Here is a 21,525-nt window from a genome sequence, read left to right on the forward strand (position 1 = left end):
AGGGTTTCAAACCTAATAAGAGGGGCAATTTGTGAATTACTCCTACTATTCTAACACTTAAAATCCATTACGGACAATAGCTGGGGAAATTCACAAATTGCCGTTGAGAATAATAAAGGGCCCTGATTGCTCAGGGCCCTACTAGCTTTTCTAAAACCATGGTAGGGGCAACAATTATAAATCCGCCAAAGCTTAGAACAAGCCGCTAACTTTTCCGGTCTTAGTATCAACGTCAATTCTTCTGTAAGCAGGGTCTGAACTTGTACCAGGCATCAAGCTGATGGTACCTGCCATCGGGCACAGGAATTTCGCTCCACCATAGACTAAGATGTCACGAATTGGCAATCTCCAGCCTGTGGGTACGCCTTTCAGTGTGGGATCGTGGGACAAACTCAAGTGAGTTTTCACCATCATAGTGGAGAAATCAGCATAATAGGGATCTGATTCAAATCTCTTAGCCTTAGCTTCTGCTTCTGGCGACCAGTCCACACCATCTGCCCCGTAAACTTCTTTAGCGATAAGCTCAACGCGTTCACGAAGCGGCATTTCCAATGGATAGAGGCATTTAAATTGAGATTCTTCTTGGCAAGCATCCATAACGGTATCTGCTAATTCCAAAGCACCATCTCCACCATTGAGCCAGTGATCAGAATGGGCACAGCGGGCTCCCGCATCCCTGACAATTTTCTTGACCAAGTCTATTTCTGCTTGGGTATCGGTATAGAAACCGTTTACGCAGACAACTGGAACAATTCCAGATTTCTTGATAATTTTAAGATGATGAAGTAAGTTGGCGCAGCCTTTTTCCACCAATTCGAGGTTTTCTTTCGTATACTCCTCTGGTAATGGACGACCAGGCACCACAGCAGGACCGCCGCCGTGCATTTTTAGAGCACGAATGGTTGCTACCAAAACTGAAACATCGGGTTTTAAACCACCTAAGCGAGCTTTAACGTTCCAGAATTTTTCGAAGCCAATGTCTGCCGCAAATCCGCTTTCCGTAACATGATAATCAAACATTTTGAGACCAACTCGGTCCGCAATAATGGAAGATTGCCCGATAGCAATATTAGCAAACGGACCAGCATGAACCATGACAGGTTGACCTTCAGCAGTATAACAAATCGTTGGATTAATTGTGTTACGCATCCAAGCGGTCATTGCGCCATCGACTTCTAAATCTTTAGAAGTGACAGGTTGACCAGTTTTACTATAAGCAACGATAATTTTGCCAATCCGTTCTCTGAGATCTGGAAGATCTTTAGCGACAGCCAAAATTGCCATTAACTCTGATCCAACGGCGATCCCAAATTTAGATGTCATTTGGAAGCCATCTTTTTTACCGCCAATACCAATGATAATATTTCTCAGGCCTTGAGCTGCATAGTCGATAACCCAGCCCATTTCAACATTCTTAGGATCGATGTCCAAGCGTTTCAAGCCACGCTTAGCAAGCTCTTCATCCGTATAGTTAGCCTCATGCTGCATCCTAGCATTCAAAGCGACCATACAAAGATTGTGAGCGTTCATAATGTCATTGATGTCTCCTGTGAGACCTAATGAAAACTCAGTCATAGGAATCAATAGAGCGTTTCCACCACCAGCAGCAGTACCCTTAATATTCATTGTTGGGCCACCGGACGGCTGCCGAACTGCACCACCAACGTTCTTGCCTCTCTTTGCGAGTCCTTCAATGAGACCTAAAGTCGTTGTTGTTTTTCCTTCACCGAGTGGTGTTGGGGTAATAGCAGTTACTTCAATATATTTGCCATCTGGTTTATCTCCAAGGCGCTCCATCATTTTCAGAAAGTCTACTTTTGGTGTTTTTCCGTATGGGATTATTTCTTCTTTTCTGAGTGATAACTTTTCGATCAATTCGTCAACTGTAGGCATGTTTTTTTCGGCCTCTTCGGCGATCTGCCAGTCCTTAAGTTTTGTAGCATCCCAAGCCATTTTTTAATCCGCTCCCTTAATTAAATTTCATTATCCCTCGTAAAGCAGGAATATAAAACTCTACAGTACCCTTAGTTTTATAAGACTTAAACTTAGGATTCTGAGTAGTTCCAATAAGTCATAATAGTTTGATTCGACATATAGTTCTGTTATCCTGCTTGAAAGATAATTTATCCACTGGCTAAACGCCACTAAATCTTCACTTTTTTATCCTCCCCACGTTAAGCTTATAATTATTCAATGAAAATTTAGTCGCTCCAATAGCTTTTCTGGACAACTAAGATAATCCCATCATCTTCAAGGGCTCCTCCTCCCAAGCGACGGGCCTCCTCTGCGATAAGGTCTGCGATTGCTTGAGACTTGTGGTTGGCGATTCCCTTTAAGAACTCTTGAATCCAATCCGGCCCCTCTTTCAAAACATCCTGAACCCCATCCGTTAATAATATTAATACTTCGCCATTCTCCATCTTCTCATCTAAAACCGGAGTATCAATTTGATTTAAAATGCCCGCAGGAAGACTAGACGATTCAAATAATTTAACTCCATCGTTACCGATTAAATATGTGGCTGACGCTCCCACCTTAATAAGTCTAATATTCGAAGATTCTAAATCAATAATGGCCATATCAATCGTTACGAAACTTTCCTCAGGGGAACGCATCACTAGGATGGAGTTTAGTGCTTGAATGGCTCCTTCCGGTTCAAAACCCGTCGTTAAAAGTTGTTCTAGAAGTGTCAAGGCAGTGGCACTTAATTTGGCAGCGTTTTCCCCCACACCCATACCATCACTCAAAATAAAGGCATGCTGAGTTGTCGAGAAAGCAATCGATGCATAATTGTCCCCACTGATCGAATTGCCCGTTTTGGTAAATGTCGTTACCCCTACATCTAAGAAATGACGGCGGCGGCGTGCTAAATTTGAGGGCTTAACGATCTCCCAGTTATGCTGAGTGTGAAGTTCCTTGGCTAGGTTTCCTATAACATGCGAGACATTTAGGAACTGACGTGAGAGAGCTTCTTGGTTCAATACCAGGCGATGACGCCATTTTTCCTGACTTTTTTCTTGTTCAATAATGAATTGAATTCCCAATAAAATTTCTTTTAAGCGCCCGCAATGGCGCTTCCATTCTACAGGGAGTTGCTGTAATTTGACGTCCGTTTCATTCTCTACTAAGGCAAACAGTTCGAAGAAAATATGATAGGTTTTATAGAATTCTCGATTCCAACAGGCCTCCATTGTTGGACAAGCTCTACAGACACGTTCCACTAAGACGTTCATCAATTCTGAAACTTCGGGACGCATATCAAACGACTCTGACTCAGCCGCCTGATAACTTAAAGCAACTTGGTCAAAAATTTCAGCCAAAGCCTTAACCTTAGAAACCGTTGTTTCAATTTCCGGAATCACCTTTGGCTTTAAAAAATCCTTTTTATGATTAGCCCTTGGTAATAAGAGGAAGAGGAATAACCCCAATGTAGAGGAAATTAGTTGAGAGAATATAACCTCTTGTTGCAAAAAGACTGTCAACATCATCATGACTGCTATAAAAGCTGTTCCAATCCCAAGTTTACCAAACCGACGAAAGGCTCCCGTGCAAAAACCGGCTAAGCCGTATATTCCAGCATCCATCAGATTTTGACTACTTAACGTTAATTGAGGCAAAAAACCTAATAATGCGCCTACACCCGCTGATGTTCCTGCACCAGATCGTTCGGATATAAATAATACAAAGAAACTTAGCAAGACCACAGAAATATTGATTTCCATAATTTGAACACCTTGAAGCCCACTTATTAATCCGATCAGAATAAATAACCAAGCTATTCCTTGTTCACGCTGAAATTCGCCGCTCCAAATGGCCTCCTGATGACTCAAAGCAAACCAGAAAATAATCGCAAACCCTCCTGCCAGAACACTCTGGAGTCCTACAGTAAGGAATGCATAAAGGTCCAGCTTTGCAAAACTCATGGCAACTCCTGAAACGATGGCCACGACAATACCCGTTAGGATCACTAAATAAGTTCCTTGATTCTTCTTTTTGCGTATTACAGGCAATATTAGGTTCAAAGTCCCTAAGATCAATACTGTCTGCAAAGCAAAGGAGAAGTCTTTTAAAGAAATCATTCCCATAAGAATGCCCAGTAGCCCAAACGGAAATCCCTTTTCTCCTTTCAATATCAAAGCAGCGCCGAAAGCGACCCCAAAGGGATGAAGACCCATGATACCCCCTCGCGCCAATAGCCCTCCTAGTACCAACGGGAAAAACGTTCCTTCGATTGAAATCTTACTTCCTAGACTCCGTTCCAATTTTAACGATGCCCATTCTGCCATAATGCCACCTCTTAACCATTTATTGGTAACATTATAGCCTAACGCAATAGAAAACCTTGTCTAGTCAAGTCAAACAAACGCAACAACTTTCGACGTTGTTACGTAAATCTCTCTATTTAAATCTAGATTAACCCTATAGCACTCTACAATATGTCCGCATTTTCAAAGAGTTGTTAAATTAATGTATAAAGAAAACTTGGCTGGCGCCCGAAGACACTGTCTTCGCACGTTTTAACCTTCTTGCAGCCTTGCGAAGGCGGCCGCCTTAGTTGCACTTATGCTTCCAGACGAAGACACTGTCTTCGCACGTATTAGCCTTCTTGCAGTATATAACGAAGTTATACTTTCTGACTAGTATAAAAGAAAAACCGCCTTTCGGCGGTTATTACTTAATATCTACTTGACCCTCTACCTCCACGCTTTGAATCTGTAGCCCGGCGAAATTCAGTCTGACGCTCATCACTGTCTTTTATAAATTTAGCCAATTTATCCTCAAAGGATACGGTTGGCGGAAGACGGCGTTCACGACTCACATTGCGAACAGGGGGGTTTGCTTGTTTAATCGAAAGTCCGATTTTCCCCTTTTCATCAACATGGATGACCTTTACTTTAACATGATCCTGTTCCTTTAAGTAATCTCGAACGTCCTTGACATAGGCATCAGCGACTTCCGAGATATGTACGAGTCCGGTTACTCTATCCGGCAATTCAATAAATGCTCCAAAGTTCGTGATTCCTGTTACGACCCCTTCAACAATACTGCCAACGTCAATGGCCATACGAAGTAAACTCCTCCTTGTGATGATCTATCTATACTTACTCTATATTATATGCAGCACATTTCCTGCCTGTCAAGGCATAGAAGACCCTTGTGAGGTACTAATTCTTGGGAGAAATAAGAATTTCACCATGTTTTACTAAACCTAACTGCTCTCTTGCCAATTGTTCAATGTAACTGGGGGTGTTTAACTGAACAATTTCTTCTTTGAGGCGTTTCTCCTCGTTAAGTAATAAAACCTTTTGCTGATTCAATTGAGCTAATTGTTCCTCGACATGTGAACGAAGTTTTAATATTTGCCATACTGAGCTTCCGACTACTGCAAGTACTCCACAAATAATGAGAATCGGAACAAGACGAAATCGAACCCTATGACGATTTTGAGCCTTACTCTTCAGACGGGTCCTCTTCATCAAATTCCTCTCCCCCCAATCCGAGCTCACCGCCCGGTATAATACAAACTATTTCATAGCCTTTACTTCGTGCGCGGGTTAATAGAGTAGCTACAGTACTTTGACTGAGATGCAGTTTCTTGGCAATGTCTTCGGAAGACTTTCCGCTTTCCTTGAGAATCACTGCCTGTCGTTCCCGAAAACTTAGCTTTTCCAAGCCTCTTATTTCAATATGCACTGTGGGCACGCCCTTGCTAAAAGTTATACACAGGTGTGTATAGATTGTGGACAAATTAATTACAAAGTACTTACAAATTATTTACAAAAAACCCTGGATAATTCCATTATAGCTACTCAATATTAGAGAATCAAGCCTTTCAAGAAATTTAACCATTTGTCTTAGGTGGTATAAGCCCTTTGACCCATGCCTTTATCCTCTTTTTCACACTTAAACATGGCTCAATTAGAATTACTTCTCCGATTCGAAAAAGAAGAACGCTAAACCAACGTAATATTGCGTAGGGTGGTCTCATGATCAAGACGAGTGCCCTAATCGGAATTTTGATTCCCCGGTGAATGAGCCTCGTAAGGTAAGCTAAAATCCTATAAATCCCAAAAAAGCAACGCACTGAAAAACGACTTAATAATCTTAAGTAAATGACCAGGCCTAGCAAACTCCCCCACATAATGTAAGCACGAAAAGCCAAAGCATTTGCTTTCTCAAAAAACCTGAAAAGAATGTATAAGGCAACTAACGAAAAAAATAAATCTCCGATAAATGTAATGACTCTCCCCCAACCTTGCCATCGTCTAAACGTTCGATAAAAATCAAAAACTACGCCTACTGATGCTCCAGCAACGATTACCCAAAATAACGTTACGAATTCTGAGATTGTTCTTCCTCCTTTCTCTCTTCTTCGGAGGCCTTAACTTTTAACGTAAAACCCGGTTTAGAAAACCTCTGCGAGTACCTCCACCTGTATTACGGTGATAGATTAAAGCACCAACTTGCCCTTGAAGATCCACTAGACCTTCCTCAAGATTAAGCAACTTGATGCCTAACTGTTCCCCTTTAATACTTAATATCCCCAGTTCAGTTTCAAGAACAATTTCTTTAGTGTCAAAGGACTGAACCTTATGTACTCCCGTTAAAGCTATTTGTTCCCGGTTTTCCATGACAAGGCGATGTCCTCTGCCAGCTTTGTCCACCATGCCCCCATCCCCCTATCTCTTTTTCTTCTTATAAACCTATTCATGATGCACGTCCTTTAGACGTAGGACTGGAAGTTTCCTAGTGCAAGTTGGGGACGTGCAAGTTGGGAACGGTTCTTGACTTGCATTTTTCTCTTTGACCCAATTCTACTAATTGCTCTCCTAGCTAAGAACTTTCTCTGGCCTAGGTCTATGTTAAAGGTATGATCTGGGTAACGCTTGGCATCCTTTCAAGCAGGAAGCGGAGAAATAAAAAAGACAAAGTCTTTTTATTTAAGACTCTGTCCTTCGTTCATCTCGTATCGATTCATAAAGAGTATGGGCTTCGTTCGCTTTTATACTGTTTGGAGTGGCCATGACCCTGACTTCAAGAATACGATTACCCATCTCAATGGTAATTAGGTCACCTAGCTTGACTTCAGCTGAAGGTTTAACGGTTCGTCCGTTAATACTGATCTTTTCACCGACACAAACATCTTTAGCGACTGTGCGGCGCTTTATGAGACGTGATACCTTTAAATACTTATCAATACGCATAACTACCCCCCTCAAAAACTAGGCTAATTGAGCCGTAAACATACTTAAGCGCCGCGAAGAAAAGCAACGCGCCATAATTCATCATAGAGCGGTTCGGAATCTCTCCAGAGCTCAAGCCAGAAGGTACCGTTATGCAAGACGGAGCAGCCATCATCGCTTTAGGGCCACTCTCAATATTTCTCTTCGACGGTATTAGAAAACTCGGCTAGCTCCCACGAAGACACTGTCTTCGCGCGAATTAACCTTCTCGCAGACACTGTCTTCGCACGTGTTAGCTTAGCGGAGCGAAGACACGGTCTTCGCACGAATTAACCTTCTAGTTAGCCTTGGCGAAGGCGGTCGCCATAGTTGCACTTATGCGCTAACCATGGATGGAAGATGCCATGTGGCGAGAAGGGGCCTTCCAGAAAGTATATAACGTAAGTTATACCTTCTGATTAGTATAAAAATCAGGCCCCAGAGAACCTGGAACCTGATTTTATCATTAGTCCGAAGACTCATTTTTGAACTGCATCTTTTAGAGCCTTACCTGCTTTAAAACCTGGTACTTTAGCTGCAGGAATCTGAATTTCTTCTTTAGTTTGTGGATTTCTCCCTGTCCGTGCAGCGCGATCTTTAACTTCGAATGTCCCAAAACCAACCAGTTGGACCTTTTCACTCTGTGCTAACGACTCTTCGATGACTTCAAAAACAGCCTTTACTGCCTTTTCCGCATCCTTCTTGGACATGTCAGCCTTCTCCGCTACAGCGCTAACTAATTCAGCCTTATTCAAAATTAGTCCCTCCTAAATAACTGATCTTATCACGTCAGTTATATTTCGCGATAAAAGATCAATCTCCTGCTTTTTTTTAAGTATATTACATTAATTTACTACTTTTTCTTCAGATTTTGCCTTTTCCCAAAAAATATCCATTTGATTTAGGGGTAGTTCCTCAAAAACATGACCCTCTTCCCGGCATAATTCAATCATTTTTAAGAAACGACCTTGAAACTTATGTATATTATCCCTTAGAACTTCCTCTGCATCAAGCTTTAAAAAACGAGACAAGTTGACAATTGCAAATATTAAATCCCCTAATTCTTCACGAATACCTATTCCGTCCGTTATTGCACTCTCAAGTTCTTGCAATTCTTCTTGTACTTTCCCCCAAGGTCCCTCAATTTCTTTCCAATCAAACCCCACCTTGGCAACCCTATACTGTGTTTTAGCCGCCCACATTAAAGCTGGTAAGCCCTTTGGATCACTAAAAAAATCCACTTTGCTTTGATCGATCTTCTCTTCAAGTTTAATCCTATCCCAAGTCTTTATGACCTCCTTCGCTGTTTCAGCCGTCTCATCGCCAAAAACATGGGGATGTCGACGAATCAGCTTTTGAATAACCCCTCGAAGGACATCCTGGTGTTCGAATTCACTCGCCTCTGAAGCAACCTGAGTATGAAAAATAACTTGTAATAATAAGTCTCCCAACTCTTCACATAAATTATACATATCTTGTTTTTCTATTGCATCAATAACTTCATAACTCTCCTCAATTAGATACGGCTTTAGCGATTCATGGGTTTGTTCCCGATCCCATGCACACCCTCCTTCCGAACGCAAAGTTTCCATAACTTTGGCCAACTTAGAAAAAGAGATAACTTCTGTATTTGGCGGCAAGACTACAGTGGTCAAGTGATCGAAAGTCCCATGATCCATCTCGTAGAGCAAGAGCTTGTCCACTTGTTCTAGGGGAGTACCAAGGGCTTTAGTGATATACACACATACATCATCCGGATAGGATAGCATTAAATCCAGTTTAACCTCGGATGCCATTAATTTATTGTACACTTGGGGAATGATTAACCATTCTTGCCCAGTCAGTCCTACGTCTTTAAGAGCATCATAATTGCGAATTAGTAACCCTTCAATTGGATCAAATTTCAGGACTCTAAAAAGCTCATCTACGAAGCTCATAGCCGGATGGATCACAACCTCATATTCCTTGGCAAGTTTCTCCACAATAAGTTGTATAGTCTTCTCAGCCACCATCGGATGCCCAGGAACTGCGTAAATAATGTTTGAACCCTTCTGCAACTCCCTTCGCAACTGTTCCAAAATCCTTTCATAAACTGCCTCAAAGGATGGTTCTGAAGCATAGATTTCGTCAAACGATTCTATACTTACACCCTCGTTCAGCAACTCTTGAACACAAGGATGCTGAGAGGTTCGAACAAATAGTTTTGTTGCGCTATGTATCCGCCTATAGTTACCAAGCGTTAATTGTTCGAGCCCCCCGGGTCCTAAGCCAATTACATGAAGACACGCGGACAAGTTTCCCACCTCCCAACAGTATTTTAGCATAAAGCCTACTTTCATACACCTCAAACTATGAAGAAATTTATAGCCAAGACCGAACAAGGATGTTCGAGAGAATAGCGCATCGGCAAGGATGGCAGGCTGCCGTAATGCAGAGAAGGAACCCTGGCGAAGGGATTGTATAAAAAAATAAAGCGGGCTTGACCGCTTTATTTCTTTATTAATCACTATTGTTCCATTTGTTTTGCTAAAAAGGCTGCTGCAGTCTCAACTAATTTAATCTCCAAATCCCCCATCTTTATATTAGGGTCTTTAGACATTAGAATCACGGCTCCAATAGGATCCCCTTGTGAAATAATGGGGGCAACGACTTCACTTGCAAACTTACATTTATCCTCCTCTTCATTTTCAGGACAATTTTTACAAGTTGCATGTTCTCCCGCCACACCGATATGAATCGTTTTCCTCTCCTCCATAGCTTGTTCTGTGGCTGGTCCGATCGCTTTATTGAGATATTCTTTTTTTGAAGCTCCAGAAACTGCAATGATCGTATCTCTGTCCGCGATACATGTAATATGTCCGGTTGCTTCAAATAGGGAATCTGCATATTCCTTTGCAAATTCTCCCAGTTCACGGATAGGAGAATATTTTTTTAATATAACTTCTCCTTCCCGATCTACAAAAATTTCTAACGGATCTCCTTCCCGAATACGAAGAGTCCGACGAATTTCCTTTGGAATAACGACACGACCGAGGTCATCAATTCTTCTCACAATACCAGTTGCTTTCATAGGCGCACATTCCTCCTTTTGTCGTTCCCTAATCTTTCGTCCTTTCCTTTTTAACCTTAAATTCAATGATAGTATATATCTAGGGATTGCCAATTATTCATTTTTTTCCAATGTAAAACAAAAGAAGGCATTATCTTGTTGCCTTCTTTTGCTAAATTTATTAACTTGCTGGCTTATATCCTTGAGAATACTCGATTTTCGCATTTTTCCGCAGTTCGTCGAAATAAGTTTGGAACTTCGTATCTTTCGCCTGATTGAGCGCGTCTTGACTCACTTGAGCTTTCACTTTCTCAAAGTCTGGAGCTGCGGCAGGCGTATGTGCTTCAACTTGGATTACATGATATCCAAATTCTGTTTTTACTGGGGTAGTGGAAAAGGCACCTACTTTTTGGCTAAACGCTGCGGTTTCAAACTCAGGGACCATTTTCCCCTTGGTAAATGTTCCAAGATCTCCGCCGGAATCCTTAGCTCCAGGTTCAATGGATTTTTCCTTGGCTAACTGTACAAAATCGGCCCCCGCTTTAAGCTGTACAATAATTGCATTGGCTTCTTCTTCTGTTTTCACTAGAATATGACGAGCCTTTACACTTTCTGGTTGAGAGTAATTTGAGATATTTTGATCATAAAAAGTTTTAATTTCCGCATCGCTTACTTTAACTTCACCCGTTACTTTTTCATAGACCGCCAAGAAATTTCTTAATTCCGATTCTGTCATACCTTGTTGTTTAAGGGTGTCTTGAAAGGTCGTCTCATCCCCAATATTTTTCTTAATAATGTCTTCCTGCTCTTTCACCTTGGCGTCCTCTGGATTAAGTGAACTCTTTTTCACTTCTTGGGCAATCAGCTTACCTTCAATCATACGATCTAGCAACTGGCTTTTAATCTGTGGCAAAGCCTGCTTTCCTTGGTCTGTGTCAAATTTCATGCCTTGTTTTTCATAAGTTTTTTGTGCTTCAGCAACTCGAGCATCATAATCCTTGACTAGAACCGAATCTCCGTTAACTTTTACCGCCCATTTACCGCCAACCAACGAGGAACACCCCGTAGCCACAAGCATCAATGCGAGGACTCCAAAAATCATTCCCGCCCGGGACTTTTTCATAAAGACACACCCTTTCAATTTGACATGAGAATAGTATATCAAGGAGTTGTCCTTGAAGCAATGTCGCAAAATGTCGAAAGAACCCGTCGGGTCGCCTCAATCACTGCCTCTTGATCAACCGTACGAATACGAACTTTGCATTCTAAATTGCCATTTTGAAGGGTCTTAAACGACAATGGGTAAAGGGAAGCCGAGACTACAGACATCAATTGTTCTCCCGTTATCCCCGGATCTGCCCCAAAACGAATCATGACGTTTTGCTTAGACTGCTGTATTTGTTCAATTTTCAAGGAGCTTGCCAGCAACTTAATCCGAATGATTTCAATTAAGTGCTCGACTTCACGTGTCGGAGTCCCAAAGCGATCCACCAGTTCATCGACCATCTCGCTAAGTTCGCCTTCATCCCGAACCATTGACAACCTCTGATACAAAGAGGCCTTGGATTGACGGTCCACAACGTAAGAGTCTGGTAAGAAGGCATCCACCTGGAGTTCAATACTCGGTTCGACAACCTCTTCAACCTTTTCCCCTCGAAGTTCTTGGACGGCTTCTTTAAGCATTTGACTGTACATTTCAAATCCCACGGCTGATAAATGCCCATGTTGTTGGGCACCAATGAGGTTTCCTGCACCACGAATCTCTAAATCTCGCATAGCAATTTTAAAGCCTGCCCCAAACTCTGTAAATTCTCGAATTGCCGCAAGACGTTTTTCTGCAATTTCTGTAAGGACCTTTTGCGGTTTATACAAAAGATAGGTATAAGCTTTGCGATTAGAACGTCCAACTCGTCCGCGCAGTTGATAGAGTTGGGATAATCCAAAACGATCAGATTCATCGATAATCAGAGTGTTCACATTAGGCATATCAAGCCCCGTTTCGATAATCGTTGTCGAAACCAAGACATCCATTTCATGTTCCATAAAATCAAGCATAACCTGTTCCAAGGCCGTTTCGCGCATTTGGCCGTGAGCAACTCCAAACCGTGCTTCAGGAACTAATTGACTTAAGAAATGAATCACCTGATCCATATCCTCAACTCGATTATGCACATAGAAAACTTGTCCTCCCCGTTGAATTTCACGGCGTATTGCCTCTCGTACCACATCGGGTCGAAATTCAGTGACATACGTCTGGACAGGGTATCGACCTTCAGGCGGAGTCTCAATTACACTCATATCTCTTACTCCCACCAGAGACATATGTAATGTCCTCGGGATGGGGGTTGCGGACAATGTCAGCACATCGATGTTACCCTTTAACGTTTTCAATTTCTCTTTATGGGTAACCCCAAACCGTTGCTCTTCATCAATCACCAATAATCCTAAATTACTAAATTTAATGGCCTCGGAAAGCAGGCGATGAGTACCTACAATGACATCGATTTGCCCTTCTTTAAGGCCCTGAATGATCTCCTTTTGCTCCTTCTGGGATCGGAAGCGGCTTAGCATTTCAATTTTTATCGGATATCCCATAAACCGCTCTCTAAAGGTATTAAAATGTTGCTGTGCCAAAATAGTCGTGGGGACAAGAACCGCTACTTGCTTACTATCCATGACAGCCTTAAAAGCGGCTCTGAGGGCAACTTCCGTCTTACCATATCCCACATCTCCACAGAGTAAGCGATCCATCGGGCGTGGGCGCATCATATCCGCTTTTACATCTGCAATACTCTGAAGTTGATCTGGGGTCTCCACATACGGAAATTTCTCCTCAAATTCGTTTTGCCAGACATTATCCTTAGAGAAGGCAAATCCCTGAATCGCCTCTCTCTTAGCATAAAGTTTTACCAAATCAATGGCCATTTCTTTGACAGCACTACGTGTCTTATTCTTGACCTTGTACCAGTCAGTCCCGCCAAGTTTGTAAAGCTTGGGTAACGTTTCCCCTGCACTCCCTAAATACTTTTGCAAAAGATGGAGCTGATCGAGAGGAACATACAGCCGATCTTCCCCCGCATATCGGATTCCAAAATAATCCTTCGCAATTCCGCCGACCTCTAAGCGATCTATTCCTGTGAACTGCCCAATCCCATGGTGTACATGGACTACAAAATCCCCAGGTTTAAGATCCGAGATAAAAAGGCTCTTTTTGGCAGGCGTGCTGGGCTTTCTGGCAGCCGCCTTGCTCTCTCGCTTATAAATTTCTGTTTCCGTAAGAATCACTAATTTTCCGAACGGCAACTCAAAACCTTGGTCTATCGAAAACGGATAAACATAAACTCGCCCTTCCTCGATAGGTTCCTCAAGTCCTTTGCGGGATGCAGCTACTCCTAGATCCTTTAACCCTTGAATCAATCGCTCAACGTGAGCCTCGTCCCCGACAAAAAGGGCGACCGCATTGCCAGCCTCCTTGCGGTGTACTATCTCATCCACCAACATACTAGTTTTTCCCATGAATCCTGTTAATGGACGGGCGTTTAAGTTAAAAACTCTCTTCGGTGAAAGTCCTGGCGCCTGCCTCAAAAGAGTTGAAAGACCGATCAACGGGTGTTTCTCACCATAAATTAAAATATCCTCATAGTCGATAAATTGAGATCCTGGATGAACAAACCCGTCGCCATGTTCCAGTTGTTGCGTGAATTCTAATAAACGCTCATTGGCCTGAAACTCTAATAGTTCTTTCAAGCGGAGCGGTTCGTCCAAAAAAATACAATGATCGTCTGAGAGATATGAGAAAAAGGGAACGAGCGGCGTGTTGACCAAGCTCAAAAAGGGATAAACATTTTCATCGAGTATCCCCCGCTCAAGCCTTTCTACCATCACATCCAGTTTGTTTTGTAACCGATCTGCAGCCTCTTTCCTTCCAGCACGCTGATGACGGCCCATAACCTTCCGAGCTTCTGCCCGCATGGCAAAGCTGAGTTCCCTCAGCTCTTCCTTAGTTACAATATACTCCATAGCTGGGGGTATAAAGACCTTATCCTGAGAGGAGATTGATTTCTGTGTTCCTATATCAAACGTCCGTATCGAGTCCACTTCATCATCGAAAAACTCAATCCGTACTGACTCCCCATCTAAGGGAGCAATATCTAAGATTCCTCCTCGTAAAGCAAACTGTCCTTTCCCTTCAATCGTCTCGACACGCTCGTACCCTCCGGCTATTAGCGTATGGAGGATTTCAGTTAAGCCATATACCTGACCAACTTTAAAAATTAACGTATACTCCTTAAATCGTTCAACTGGAAATACTCGCCGTTCTAAGGCAAGGACTGAAGCCACAACCGTACACTTACGATCTTGGGCCAAACGATTAAAAACACGAATTCGATCTGAGGTTGTCTCCCTGCTTTTACCTAATACTTCAAAAGGGAGCCACTCTGTGGAAGGCAAATGCAAGATAGTTTCATGCGGACACCACGTCCGCAAATCACTAGTCCATTTTTGGGCCTGTTCTTCGGAATAAGTTAGAATTAATCCTGGCCCTGGTTTCGATCTTTGAATAAATTGAGCTACGAAGGCTGCCTTTTGACTTCCTGTTAAGTCATAAATCATTTGAGGCCATTCTCCGTGGCTTAACGACTGATCAATTTCTTTAATGTCGAGCCCTCGTCGAAGAAAATCATAAATTGTGTTCAAACCGCTCATCCTTTAATGATATACATTTCCTGTTTTGATTTCCATTTCGTGCAAACAACCTGGGCAAAGAATAAAGGCTACATTTCCGACGATATCCATTCCAGTGTCCACATTATCGCTTGTTAAGTTATCTAACTCGAGCTCACCAATAATCCGATCGCAGGCATGACATACCTTTAATATCTTCAATCGTATAACCTCCCTATGCTAGTAGAATGACCTCTTGCATAGGAGGTTATACGCTTTTTTATCGATGGTATAAATTCATGGCTCGATCAGTTTCTCCTTTAATCCAGAGGTTGGTCGCCTTTTCTGAACGAACTAGCAGGTCATCCAATTTGGGAAGTTCCACTTCCTCGAAGGGGGAAAGGACATAGCGTGCCGGATCCCAATCTTTAGGCGGGCGTCCCACACCCAATTTAAGCCTCCAGAATTTATCCGTTCCAAGTTCAGAAAGAATCGACCGTATTCCGTTATGTCCACCAGCACCACCCTGATCGCGCAAACGCATTTTACCCAGCGGCAAATCCAGATCATCCTGCACAATCAGTAAATTCTCACCGCCAACCTTATAAAAATGTACGAGTTCACTCACTGATCGGCCGCTCAAATTCATAAACGTTTGCGGTTTTAAGAGTAAAAGGCGCTCTCCCTCCACATTTCCCTCAGCCCATAACCCCTGAAACTTGACTCGGAATTGAAGATTATTGATTTCTGCAAGCTGGTCAACTAACAAAAAGCCAATATTATGGCGTGTATCCGCATATTGAGGTCCTGGATTTCCAAGACCGACAATAACCTTCATACTTATCTCCTCCATAGCATATTCATTGGATAATCTGAATACATTTTCTTAAAGAAAACTTGGCTGGCGCCCGAAGACACTGTCTTCGCACGTGTAAACCAGCTTGCAGCCTTGGCGTAGGCGGCCGCCTTAGTTGCCCTTATGCTTCCAGACGAAGACACTGTCTTCGCACGTATTAGCTTTCATGCAGTATATAACGAAGTTATACTTTCTGACTAGTAAAAAATAGGCAACGAATTCTTACCTGTTACACTTTCAGCTAAGCCGAGCATCTCAACTTCGGCTACGAAGGCCTCCAGCCCTTATTGAATACTATCGCGCTGGAGGATTGGTCTTGCCGAGGCAGAGTTCGGAATTCCCGCTTATAGAAGTGGGAGTCTTTAAATCGATAAAGGAGGCGAATTATGAAACCCAGTCGAAAATTCCTGTCCTTACCGATCATTTCTCTTCAAGAAGGGCATCAAATAGGGTATGTCAAAAGCTTGATCCTTAATGCAGGTACGAAGTCTCTAGCCGCAATCGTGGTAGACCCTAAGGGTTTTTTTAAAGACCAGCGCATTATCCCCTATTCCAGAGTCGTCAGTGTGGGTGATGATGCCATCACGATCGACAAAGAGTCCCACGTGGAGAAGCCATCAAACCTTCCAGAACTATTGGATATGGTCAAAGAAAAATTGACCATCATCGGTACCAAACTAGTGACCGAAACAGGAAAAACACTGGGTCATGCGGACGAATATTATGTCGATTCCAAGACAGGAAAAATAACCCAAATCGAGATTTCCGGAGGGAAACTCGAAGGATTCTTAAGCGGTAAAGCATGGATTTCTGCAGAGTATATTACCACAATTGGACACGACGTCATTGTCACTCAAAAGGATAGCGAAAATGCACTGACTGTGTCGGATAAAGGGCTTAGCGACACCTTCAAGAATCTAATTCACTCAACGTCCCATCTAGCCTCAGAAACCACGCACACCATCAGCAACTACTTTAAAAAGGCCCCTTCTAAGAAGACAGCCAACCTTGCTCCAGAAAAGGAGCTCGTCCTTGTACCTGACCTTGAAACAATCCCACCAGAAAGCGAAAAAAGCTCGGAAATACCCATAACCAAAGACCCCCTGGGGTAATACCCCAGGGGCCTTTTTAACTAAAAAGCTTACTGACCGAAAGATCCTCGTGAATTCGAACAATAGCTTCACCCAAAAGCGGCGCCACGGATAATACCCTAATTCTTGGTATCCTCTTCTGCGTATCTAAAGGAATCGTGTTCGTCACAACGAGTTCACGAATAACAGAGTTCTCCAAGCGTTCAATAGCAGGTCCTGACAACACAGCATGGGTACAACAAGCATACACTTCCTTGGCACCCCGATCCAGAAGAGCCTGAGCTCCCTGAGTAATTGTTCCAGCTGTATCAATAATGTCATCGATCATAATCACTGTTTTCCCTTTCAGTTCACCGATGACATTCATAATCTCAGAAACATTGGGTTCGGGCCGGCGTTTATCGATAATAGCAAGAGAAGCACCGATCCGTTCTGCTAAATTCCGAGCTCGTGTTACTCCCCCTAAATCGGGAGATACTACACAAATATTTTCAAGCCCCTTCTCCCTAAAATACTCAGCAAGAATAGGCACCCCGGGTAAGTGATCTAGGGGAATATCAAAGAATCCTTGAATCGCTGGAGCGTGCAAGTCCATGGTTACCACACGATCCGCTCCCGCCGTGGTAATTAGATTAGCCATTAGTTTGGCAGTAATCGGATCCCGCGCCCTTGTTTTACGCTCTTGTCTTGCATAGCCATAATAGGGCATTACAGCAGTAATCCGGCGCGCTGACGCTCGACGAATAGCATCAATCATGATCAGTAATTCCATGATGTTATCATTCGTTGGGTGGCAGGTGGGTTGTACTACATAAATATCTGCCCCTCGAACGCTTTCATCAATCGCCAGACACGTCTCCCCGTCTTGAAAACGTTTAATTTTCGATTCGCCCAGCGGAACCCCCAAATAGTCTACAATTTCTTGTGCCAACGGTCGATTAGCATTCCCACAAAAAATCTTAAATTCTTTTGCCGCCATGCCTATAATTGCCCCCTATTTCATCTATTCGCGATGCCAATGCTCCTTGATCACTTGTTGGCTCCGTTCCACTGCCAAGCTTTCAGCTGGAACATTCTTAGTTATGGTAGACCCCGCACCTGTAACTGCATGTTCTCCTACCTCAACCGGAGCAACTAAGTTAGTGTTACTCCCAATAAACGCATAATCACCAATTTTGGTAGTATGTTTATGAACCCCGTCATAGTTACAAGTAATCGTGCCAGCACCAATATTCGCTGATTTTCCGATCTGAGCGTCCCCAATGTAACTCAAATGGGGTACTTTTGCTCCCTTACCAATCCAACTATTCTTAATTTCTACAAAGTCCCCAATTTTAACTTCCGCTTCTAAGTTTGTGCCCGGTCGCAAATAGGTAAACGGACCAATGTGACAACGTTCTCCGATTACTGCATCTTTGGCCACCGTATAAATTACCTCTGCGCCACATCTTACGACACAATTCTCTAAACTAGTTTGTGGCCCAATCACAACATCCTCTTCAATTCGAGTTTTTCCCATTAATCGAGTAAAGGGTAAAATCGTAACATCTTGAGCAAGGTGGACTTCGGCATCTATGAACGTTGATGCAGGATCAATTAGGGTTACCCCTTCTGCCATCCAATGCTCCAGTATGTTTTTGCGAAGAATTGCTTCTGCCTCGGCCAATTGCCCTCGGCTGTTAATTCCTAGAGCTTCATGGGAATCCGAGGTACAATACGTTAGCATTTTTTCTTTGCGGTTCGAAAAAATTTCAAAGACTTCCGTTAGGTAATACTCCCCTTGCGCATTCTGAGTGGTAATACTCGTCAGGGCGTTTCTAAGAGCAGCCCCCTTAAAACAATAAGTCCCCGTGTTAATTTCCTTGATTTCCCGCTCAGCAGACGTTGCATCTTTTTCTTCAATTATTTTGACCAGATTTTCACCGTCTTTAACAATACGACCATAGCCGAAAGGCTGGTCCAGATAGGCCGTTAAAACAGTGGCACTAGCCCCTTGTGCCTCGTGCATTTTAACAAGAGCTAGTAGTGTTTCAGACTTAAGCAACGGCTGATCTCCGCTCAAGACAAGTACCGTGTGAGCGTCTTCTAAGAAAGGTATTGCTTGCATTACAGCATGTCCTGTACCGAGCTGATCTTCTTGAACCACAATCTCCGCCCGTTGATGGATACAGGCCTCGATGCCCTCTCTTCCATGCCCAACAACAACCAGAGTGCGTTCAATTCCAGCGTGGCTGACTGTATCTAGGACATGCTCAATCAGAGTTTTCCCTGCTAATGAATGCATGACTTTGGGTAACTTCGACTTCATTCTTGTCCCTTTCCCCGCCGCCATAATCACCGCAACCAAATTGGACATAATCTAATACGCCTCCAGCTTAAGTATAACCCCTACTTCTATTTATAGTATACACCTGTAAAAGTATAACTTTCGGGTGGCATAAGTGCAACTTATACTTAGCCATGATTATGCACCTAAATTATACCCCAAAAGCGTTTCATTCGCCAAATAAGCTCAATATCCCTTTATTATACATGTAGAAAGTTATGGAATGATTTAGTTTGACGTGTTTTATTAAGACACATTAAAGGAGACCCGGCTTAAGGTCCCCTCCAACATATCTTAACGGATCTATCTAAAATTTAAATGGCTTCTTGATAAGCTTTTAATACGGCTGTTTGAATCACCTCTCGTGCTACAGCAGAAATGGGATGGGCGATATCACGAAATTCCCCTTCTGGTGTTTTACGGCTGGGCATTGCTACAAAGATCCCATTCATACCTTCTACAACTTTGACATCATGTACAACAAAAGCATTATCAAAGGTCACTGAGACGACTGCCTTCATCTTTCCTTCCGTGTTAATCTTTCTGACCCGCACATCGGTAATATTCATTATGAATCACCACCCTTCCGCATTCGGGGATATTCATAATAATATTCTCTGTATGGTAAAAAAATCCTTCTTTGAATATATGAAAATTTCAATAATCTATAGAAAACTTGGTTGGTGCCAAGCTTAAGAAAAAGCAACGCCTTTGTCAGAAACGAGATCAAAGATTATACATTGGAACTACAGAGGTCCTCCCCGTTGCTATGTCCAGTTCTTTTAACTGTAAAAGGGCTAAGTATCCTTCAACAAGCTTAGGTTCTTCAGTCATACGAGCTTCCACTAAAACGCCCATACCTACAACGTTCGCCTCAAATTCCTCCATTAAATCCTTAATTCCCAACGCAGTTCCGCCTGCTTTCATAAAATCGTCAATAACCAGAACACGACGCTGGGGTTCTAAAGCTCTTCGTGAAAGTGACATTGTTTGAATACGCCGGGATGACCCAGAAACATAATTAATACTGACTGAAGAGCCCTCTGTGACTTTATTTCCACTGCGGATAACTACCATGGGCAAACCTAATGCTTCAGCCGTTACAAGAGCTAGCGGAATTCCCTTCGTCTCAATGGTAACCACAACATCAGGCTTCTTATCTCTGAAAGCGCCGGCGAAAATAAGGCCAAGTGGGCGTAAGACTGAAGGATTGAACAATAAATCTGTCATATAGAGAAACCCTCCTGCCAGAATACGCTCTTTGTCGCTCAGCCGATCAGCCAGCTCAGTTAGCACTTGTGACGCTTCTTCTCTTGGGATTTCAGGTATATAACGCACCCCTCCAGCTGCCCCGGAAATTGTTTCAAGATAACCTTGACCAGAAAGCAAAAGGCTCCCCTTAACAGCCATTAAATCCTCACTAATGGTGGATTTAGCCGTTCCAAATCGTTCTGCAAATAAGGTTAACGGAGTTAGTGCATTCGGGTTTAACATCAAGACTTGGGTAATGGCAACCATCCGTTCAGCTCTTTTCATCTTCTCCACGTTTATTGATCCACCTTATCCGGCTCATTCTTTAAACTCAGAGTTTCAAACATGACATTCTCAGCTGTAACAATGTGTGATATCGCTAAAGATTGAGCTTCCTCGCTATTATGACTTCTTAATGCTTCAACAATCATTCGGTGTTCTTCAATGGCAAGTTTATTCCGTCCTGGAACCGCTAGGGAAGTCGCACGGAAACGTTGAATCTGCTCTCGTAAATTTTCTAAGATCTGAATCAGCCGTTCATTGCGACTGGCTCTATAGACTAAAGCATGGAAATCGGTATCAGACTTCACAATCTGCTCTAAGTCCATCTCAACTTCACTGACTCTAAAAAACAACGCTTGTTCCATTTGTTCCAATTCATCTTCCGTAATGCGTTCCGCTGCTAGCCCTGCAGCCAATCCCTCTAACGCAGAACGAATTTCAAAAACGTCGGCCACATCTTTTAAGGAGACACCAGCTACATACGCACCTTTTCGTGGAATCATAACCACAAAATTTTCAAGTTCCAATTTGCGGATAGCTTCACGTACCGGGGTTCGACTAACCCCCATTTCCTCAGCCAACTGGATCTCCATCAACCGCTCCCCAGGTTCGAGTATCCCGCTCAGAATAGCCTCGCGCATAGATTCAAAGACAATCTCCCTTAAAGGTTTATACCCATCAAGTATTACCGGCAGTAAACGTTTTCCCATGAATGTCTCCCCTTCCATTCCCATATTTTCCAACTGTTGATGTAACCCATACATTATTAAAACCACTTTTTC

Annotated in this window: 21 protein-coding genes; 1 reads left to right on the top strand and 20 read right to left on the bottom strand. The window is 42.9% G+C overall.

Annotation, left to right across the window (positions count from 1 at the left end; genetic code table 11):
- Window positions 1-192: 192 nt before the first annotated feature.
- From UF75_RS07830 to pth, 15 genes are all read right to left on the bottom strand, one after another.
- The gene (locus UF75_RS07830; protein WP_045574047.1) at window positions 193-1,953 is read right to left on the bottom strand and encodes a formate--tetrahydrofolate ligase; all 1,761 of its coding nucleotides are present in this window, start codon (window positions 1,951-1,953) and stop codon (window positions 193-195) included.
- 248 nt (window positions 1,954-2,201) lie between these two features.
- Window positions 2,202-4,286, bottom strand: coding sequence for a SpoIIE family protein phosphatase (locus UF75_RS07835; protein WP_045574048.1), 2,085 nt, complete (start codon window positions 4,284-4,286; stop codon window positions 2,202-2,204).
- 389 nt (window positions 4,287-4,675) lie between these two features.
- Window positions 4,676-5,065: a S1 RNA-binding domain-containing protein gene (locus tag UF75_RS07840; RefSeq protein ID WP_045574049.1), complete on the bottom strand. Its 390-nt coding sequence runs from the start codon at window positions 5,063-5,065 to the stop codon at window positions 4,676-4,678.
- Between the two features lie 100 nt (window positions 5,066-5,165).
- On the bottom strand, window positions 5,166-5,477 hold the full coding sequence (locus UF75_RS07845) for a septum formation initiator family protein (RefSeq protein WP_045574050.1): 312 nt from the start codon (window positions 5,475-5,477) through the stop codon (window positions 5,166-5,168).
- Window positions 5,452-5,694, bottom strand: a complete 243-nt coding sequence (locus UF75_RS07850) for a sigma-70 region 4 domain-containing protein (RefSeq protein ID WP_045574051.1) — start codon at window positions 5,692-5,694, stop codon at window positions 5,452-5,454. Before UF75_RS07850 ends, UF75_RS07845 begins: the two co-directional genes overlap by 26 nt.
- 148 nt (window positions 5,695-5,842) lie before the next feature.
- Entirely contained in the window at window positions 5,843-6,349 is a 507-nt protein-coding gene (yabQ, locus tag UF75_RS26935) for a spore cortex biosynthesis protein YabQ (protein ID WP_082075063.1), read from the bottom strand.
- Window positions 6,350-6,389: 40 nt separating this feature from the next.
- A complete protein-coding gene (gene yabP, locus UF75_RS07855) occupies window positions 6,390-6,668 on the bottom strand; it encodes a sporulation protein YabP (RefSeq protein ID WP_045574052.1) in 279 nt (92 codons plus the stop codon).
- A gap of 273 nt (window positions 6,669-6,941) precedes the next feature.
- Window positions 6,942-7,205, bottom strand: coding sequence for an RNA-binding S4 domain-containing protein (locus UF75_RS07860; protein WP_045574053.1), 264 nt, complete (start codon window positions 7,203-7,205; stop codon window positions 6,942-6,944).
- A gap of 497 nt (window positions 7,206-7,702) precedes the next feature.
- A complete protein-coding gene (locus UF75_RS07865) occupies window positions 7,703-7,978 on the bottom strand; it encodes an HU family DNA-binding protein (protein ID WP_045574054.1) in 276 nt (91 codons plus the stop codon).
- Between the two features lie 90 nt (window positions 7,979-8,068).
- A complete protein-coding gene (mazG, locus tag UF75_RS07870) occupies window positions 8,069-9,517 on the bottom strand; it encodes a nucleoside triphosphate pyrophosphohydrolase (protein WP_045574055.1) in 1,449 nt (482 codons plus the stop codon).
- A 212-nt stretch (window positions 9,518-9,729) separates the two neighbouring features.
- Window positions 9,730-10,293: a stage V sporulation protein T gene (spoVT, locus tag UF75_RS07875; protein ID WP_045574056.1), complete on the bottom strand. Its 564-nt coding sequence runs from the start codon at window positions 10,291-10,293 to the stop codon at window positions 9,730-9,732.
- Between the two features lie 160 nt (window positions 10,294-10,453).
- Window positions 10,454-11,395: a peptidylprolyl isomerase gene (locus tag UF75_RS07880; RefSeq protein WP_045574057.1), complete on the bottom strand. Its 942-nt coding sequence runs from the start codon at window positions 11,393-11,395 to the stop codon at window positions 10,454-10,456.
- Between the two features lie 38 nt (window positions 11,396-11,433).
- Complete coding sequence (gene mfd / locus UF75_RS07885) at window positions 11,434-14,979, bottom strand: transcription-repair coupling factor (protein ID WP_045574058.1); 3,546 nt, start codon at window positions 14,977-14,979, stop codon at window positions 11,434-11,436.
- A 3-nt stretch (window positions 14,980-14,982) separates the two neighbouring features.
- Entirely contained in the window at window positions 14,983-15,159 is a 177-nt protein-coding gene (locus tag UF75_RS29000; RefSeq protein ID WP_197079349.1) for a hypothetical protein, read from the bottom strand.
- Between the two features lie 58 nt (window positions 15,160-15,217).
- Window positions 15,218-15,775 (bottom strand): aminoacyl-tRNA hydrolase, encoded by a 558-nt coding sequence (pth, locus tag UF75_RS07890; protein WP_045574059.1) that lies wholly within the window; start codon window positions 15,773-15,775, stop codon window positions 15,218-15,220.
- Window positions 15,776-16,179: 404 nt separating this feature from the next.
- Here pth and UF75_RS07895 point away from each other — a divergent pair, with 404 nt between their 5' ends.
- Entirely contained in the window at window positions 16,180-16,905 is a 726-nt protein-coding gene (locus UF75_RS07895) for a PRC-barrel domain-containing protein (protein WP_045574060.1), read from the top strand.
- A 16-nt stretch (window positions 16,906-16,921) separates the two neighbouring features.
- On the opposite strand, the gene UF75_RS07900 is transcribed toward UF75_RS07895, so the two are convergent.
- The 5 genes from UF75_RS07900 to UF75_RS07920 form a co-directional block, all read right to left on the bottom strand.
- Entirely contained in the window at window positions 16,922-17,863 is a 942-nt protein-coding gene (locus UF75_RS07900; RefSeq protein ID WP_045574061.1) for a ribose-phosphate pyrophosphokinase, read from the bottom strand.
- A 24-nt stretch (window positions 17,864-17,887) separates the two neighbouring features.
- Window positions 17,888-19,240: a bifunctional UDP-N-acetylglucosamine diphosphorylase/glucosamine-1-phosphate N-acetyltransferase GlmU gene (gene glmU, locus UF75_RS07905; RefSeq protein ID WP_045574062.1), complete on the bottom strand. Its 1,353-nt coding sequence runs from the start codon at window positions 19,238-19,240 to the stop codon at window positions 17,888-17,890.
- A gap of 284 nt (window positions 19,241-19,524) precedes the next feature.
- Window positions 19,525-19,779 (bottom strand): septation regulator SpoVG, encoded by a 255-nt coding sequence (spoVG, locus tag UF75_RS07910; protein ID WP_007777981.1) that lies wholly within the window; start codon window positions 19,777-19,779, stop codon window positions 19,525-19,527.
- Window positions 19,780-19,936: 157 nt separating this feature from the next.
- Window positions 19,937-20,755: a pur operon repressor gene (gene purR / locus UF75_RS07915; RefSeq protein WP_045574063.1), complete on the bottom strand. Its 819-nt coding sequence runs from the start codon at window positions 20,753-20,755 to the stop codon at window positions 19,937-19,939.
- 2 nt (window positions 20,756-20,757) lie between these two features.
- Window positions 20,758-21,453, bottom strand: coding sequence for a GntR family transcriptional regulator (locus UF75_RS07920; RefSeq protein ID WP_045574067.1), 696 nt, complete (start codon window positions 21,451-21,453; stop codon window positions 20,758-20,760).
- Window positions 21,454-21,525 lie beyond the last annotated feature (72 nt).

It is taken from the genome of Desulfosporosinus sp. I2 (assembly GCF_000960765.1).
GTDB lineage: Bacteria > Bacillota > Desulfitobacteriia > Desulfitobacteriales > Desulfitobacteriaceae > Desulfosporosinus.

What these genes read in the sequence shown, in the direction of transcription:
- UF75_RS07880 (WP_045574057.1), bottom strand. Translation starts at nt 11,395, where the DNA reads ATGAAAAAGTCCCGGGCGGGAATGATTTTTGGAGTCCTCGCATTGATG.
- UF75_RS07900 (WP_045574061.1), bottom strand. Translation starts at nt 17,863, where the DNA reads ATGGCGGCAAAAGAATTTAAGATTTTTTGTGGGAATGCTAATCGACCG.
- UF75_RS07895 (WP_045574060.1), top strand. Translation starts at nt 16,180, where the DNA reads ATGAAACCCAGTCGAAAATTCCTGTCCTTACCGATCATTTCTCTTCAA.
- UF75_RS07835 (WP_045574048.1), bottom strand. Translation starts at nt 4,286, where the DNA reads ATGGCAGAATGGGCATCGTTAAAATTGGAACGGAGTCTAGGAAGTAAG.
- spoVG (WP_007777981.1), bottom strand. Translation starts at nt 19,779, where the DNA reads ATGAATATTACCGATGTGCGGGTCAGAAAGATTAACACGGAAGGAAAG.
- yabP (WP_045574052.1), bottom strand. Translation starts at nt 6,668, where the DNA reads ATGGTGGACAAAGCTGGCAGAGGACATCGCCTTGTCATGGAAAACCGG.
- UF75_RS07860 (WP_045574053.1), bottom strand. Translation starts at nt 7,205, where the DNA reads ATGCGTATTGATAAGTATTTAAAGGTATCACGTCTCATAAAGCGCCGC.
- pth (WP_045574059.1), bottom strand. Translation starts at nt 15,775, where the DNA reads ATGAAGGTTATTGTCGGTCTTGGAAATCCAGGACCTCAATATGCGGAT.
- UF75_RS07920 (WP_045574067.1), bottom strand. Translation starts at nt 21,453, where the DNA reads ATGGGAAAACGTTTACTGCCGGTAATACTTGATGGGTATAAACCTTTA.
- glmU (WP_045574062.1), bottom strand. Translation starts at nt 19,240, where the DNA reads ATGTCCAATTTGGTTGCGGTGATTATGGCGGCGGGGAAAGGGACAAGA.
- UF75_RS07830 (WP_045574047.1), bottom strand. Translation starts at nt 1,953, where the DNA reads ATGGCTTGGGATGCTACAAAACTTAAGGACTGGCAGATCGCCGAAGAG.
- UF75_RS07845 (WP_045574050.1), bottom strand. Translation starts at nt 5,477, where the DNA reads ATGAAGAGGACCCGTCTGAAGAGTAAGGCTCAAAATCGTCATAGGGTT.
- mfd (WP_045574058.1), bottom strand. Translation starts at nt 14,979, where the DNA reads ATGAGCGGTTTGAACACAATTTATGATTTTCTTCGACGAGGGCTCGAC.
- spoVT (WP_045574056.1), bottom strand. Translation starts at nt 10,293, where the DNA reads ATGAAAGCAACTGGTATTGTGAGAAGAATTGATGACCTCGGTCGTGTC.
- UF75_RS07840 (WP_045574049.1), bottom strand. Translation starts at nt 5,065, where the DNA reads ATGGCCATTGACGTTGGCAGTATTGTTGAAGGGGTCGTAACAGGAATC.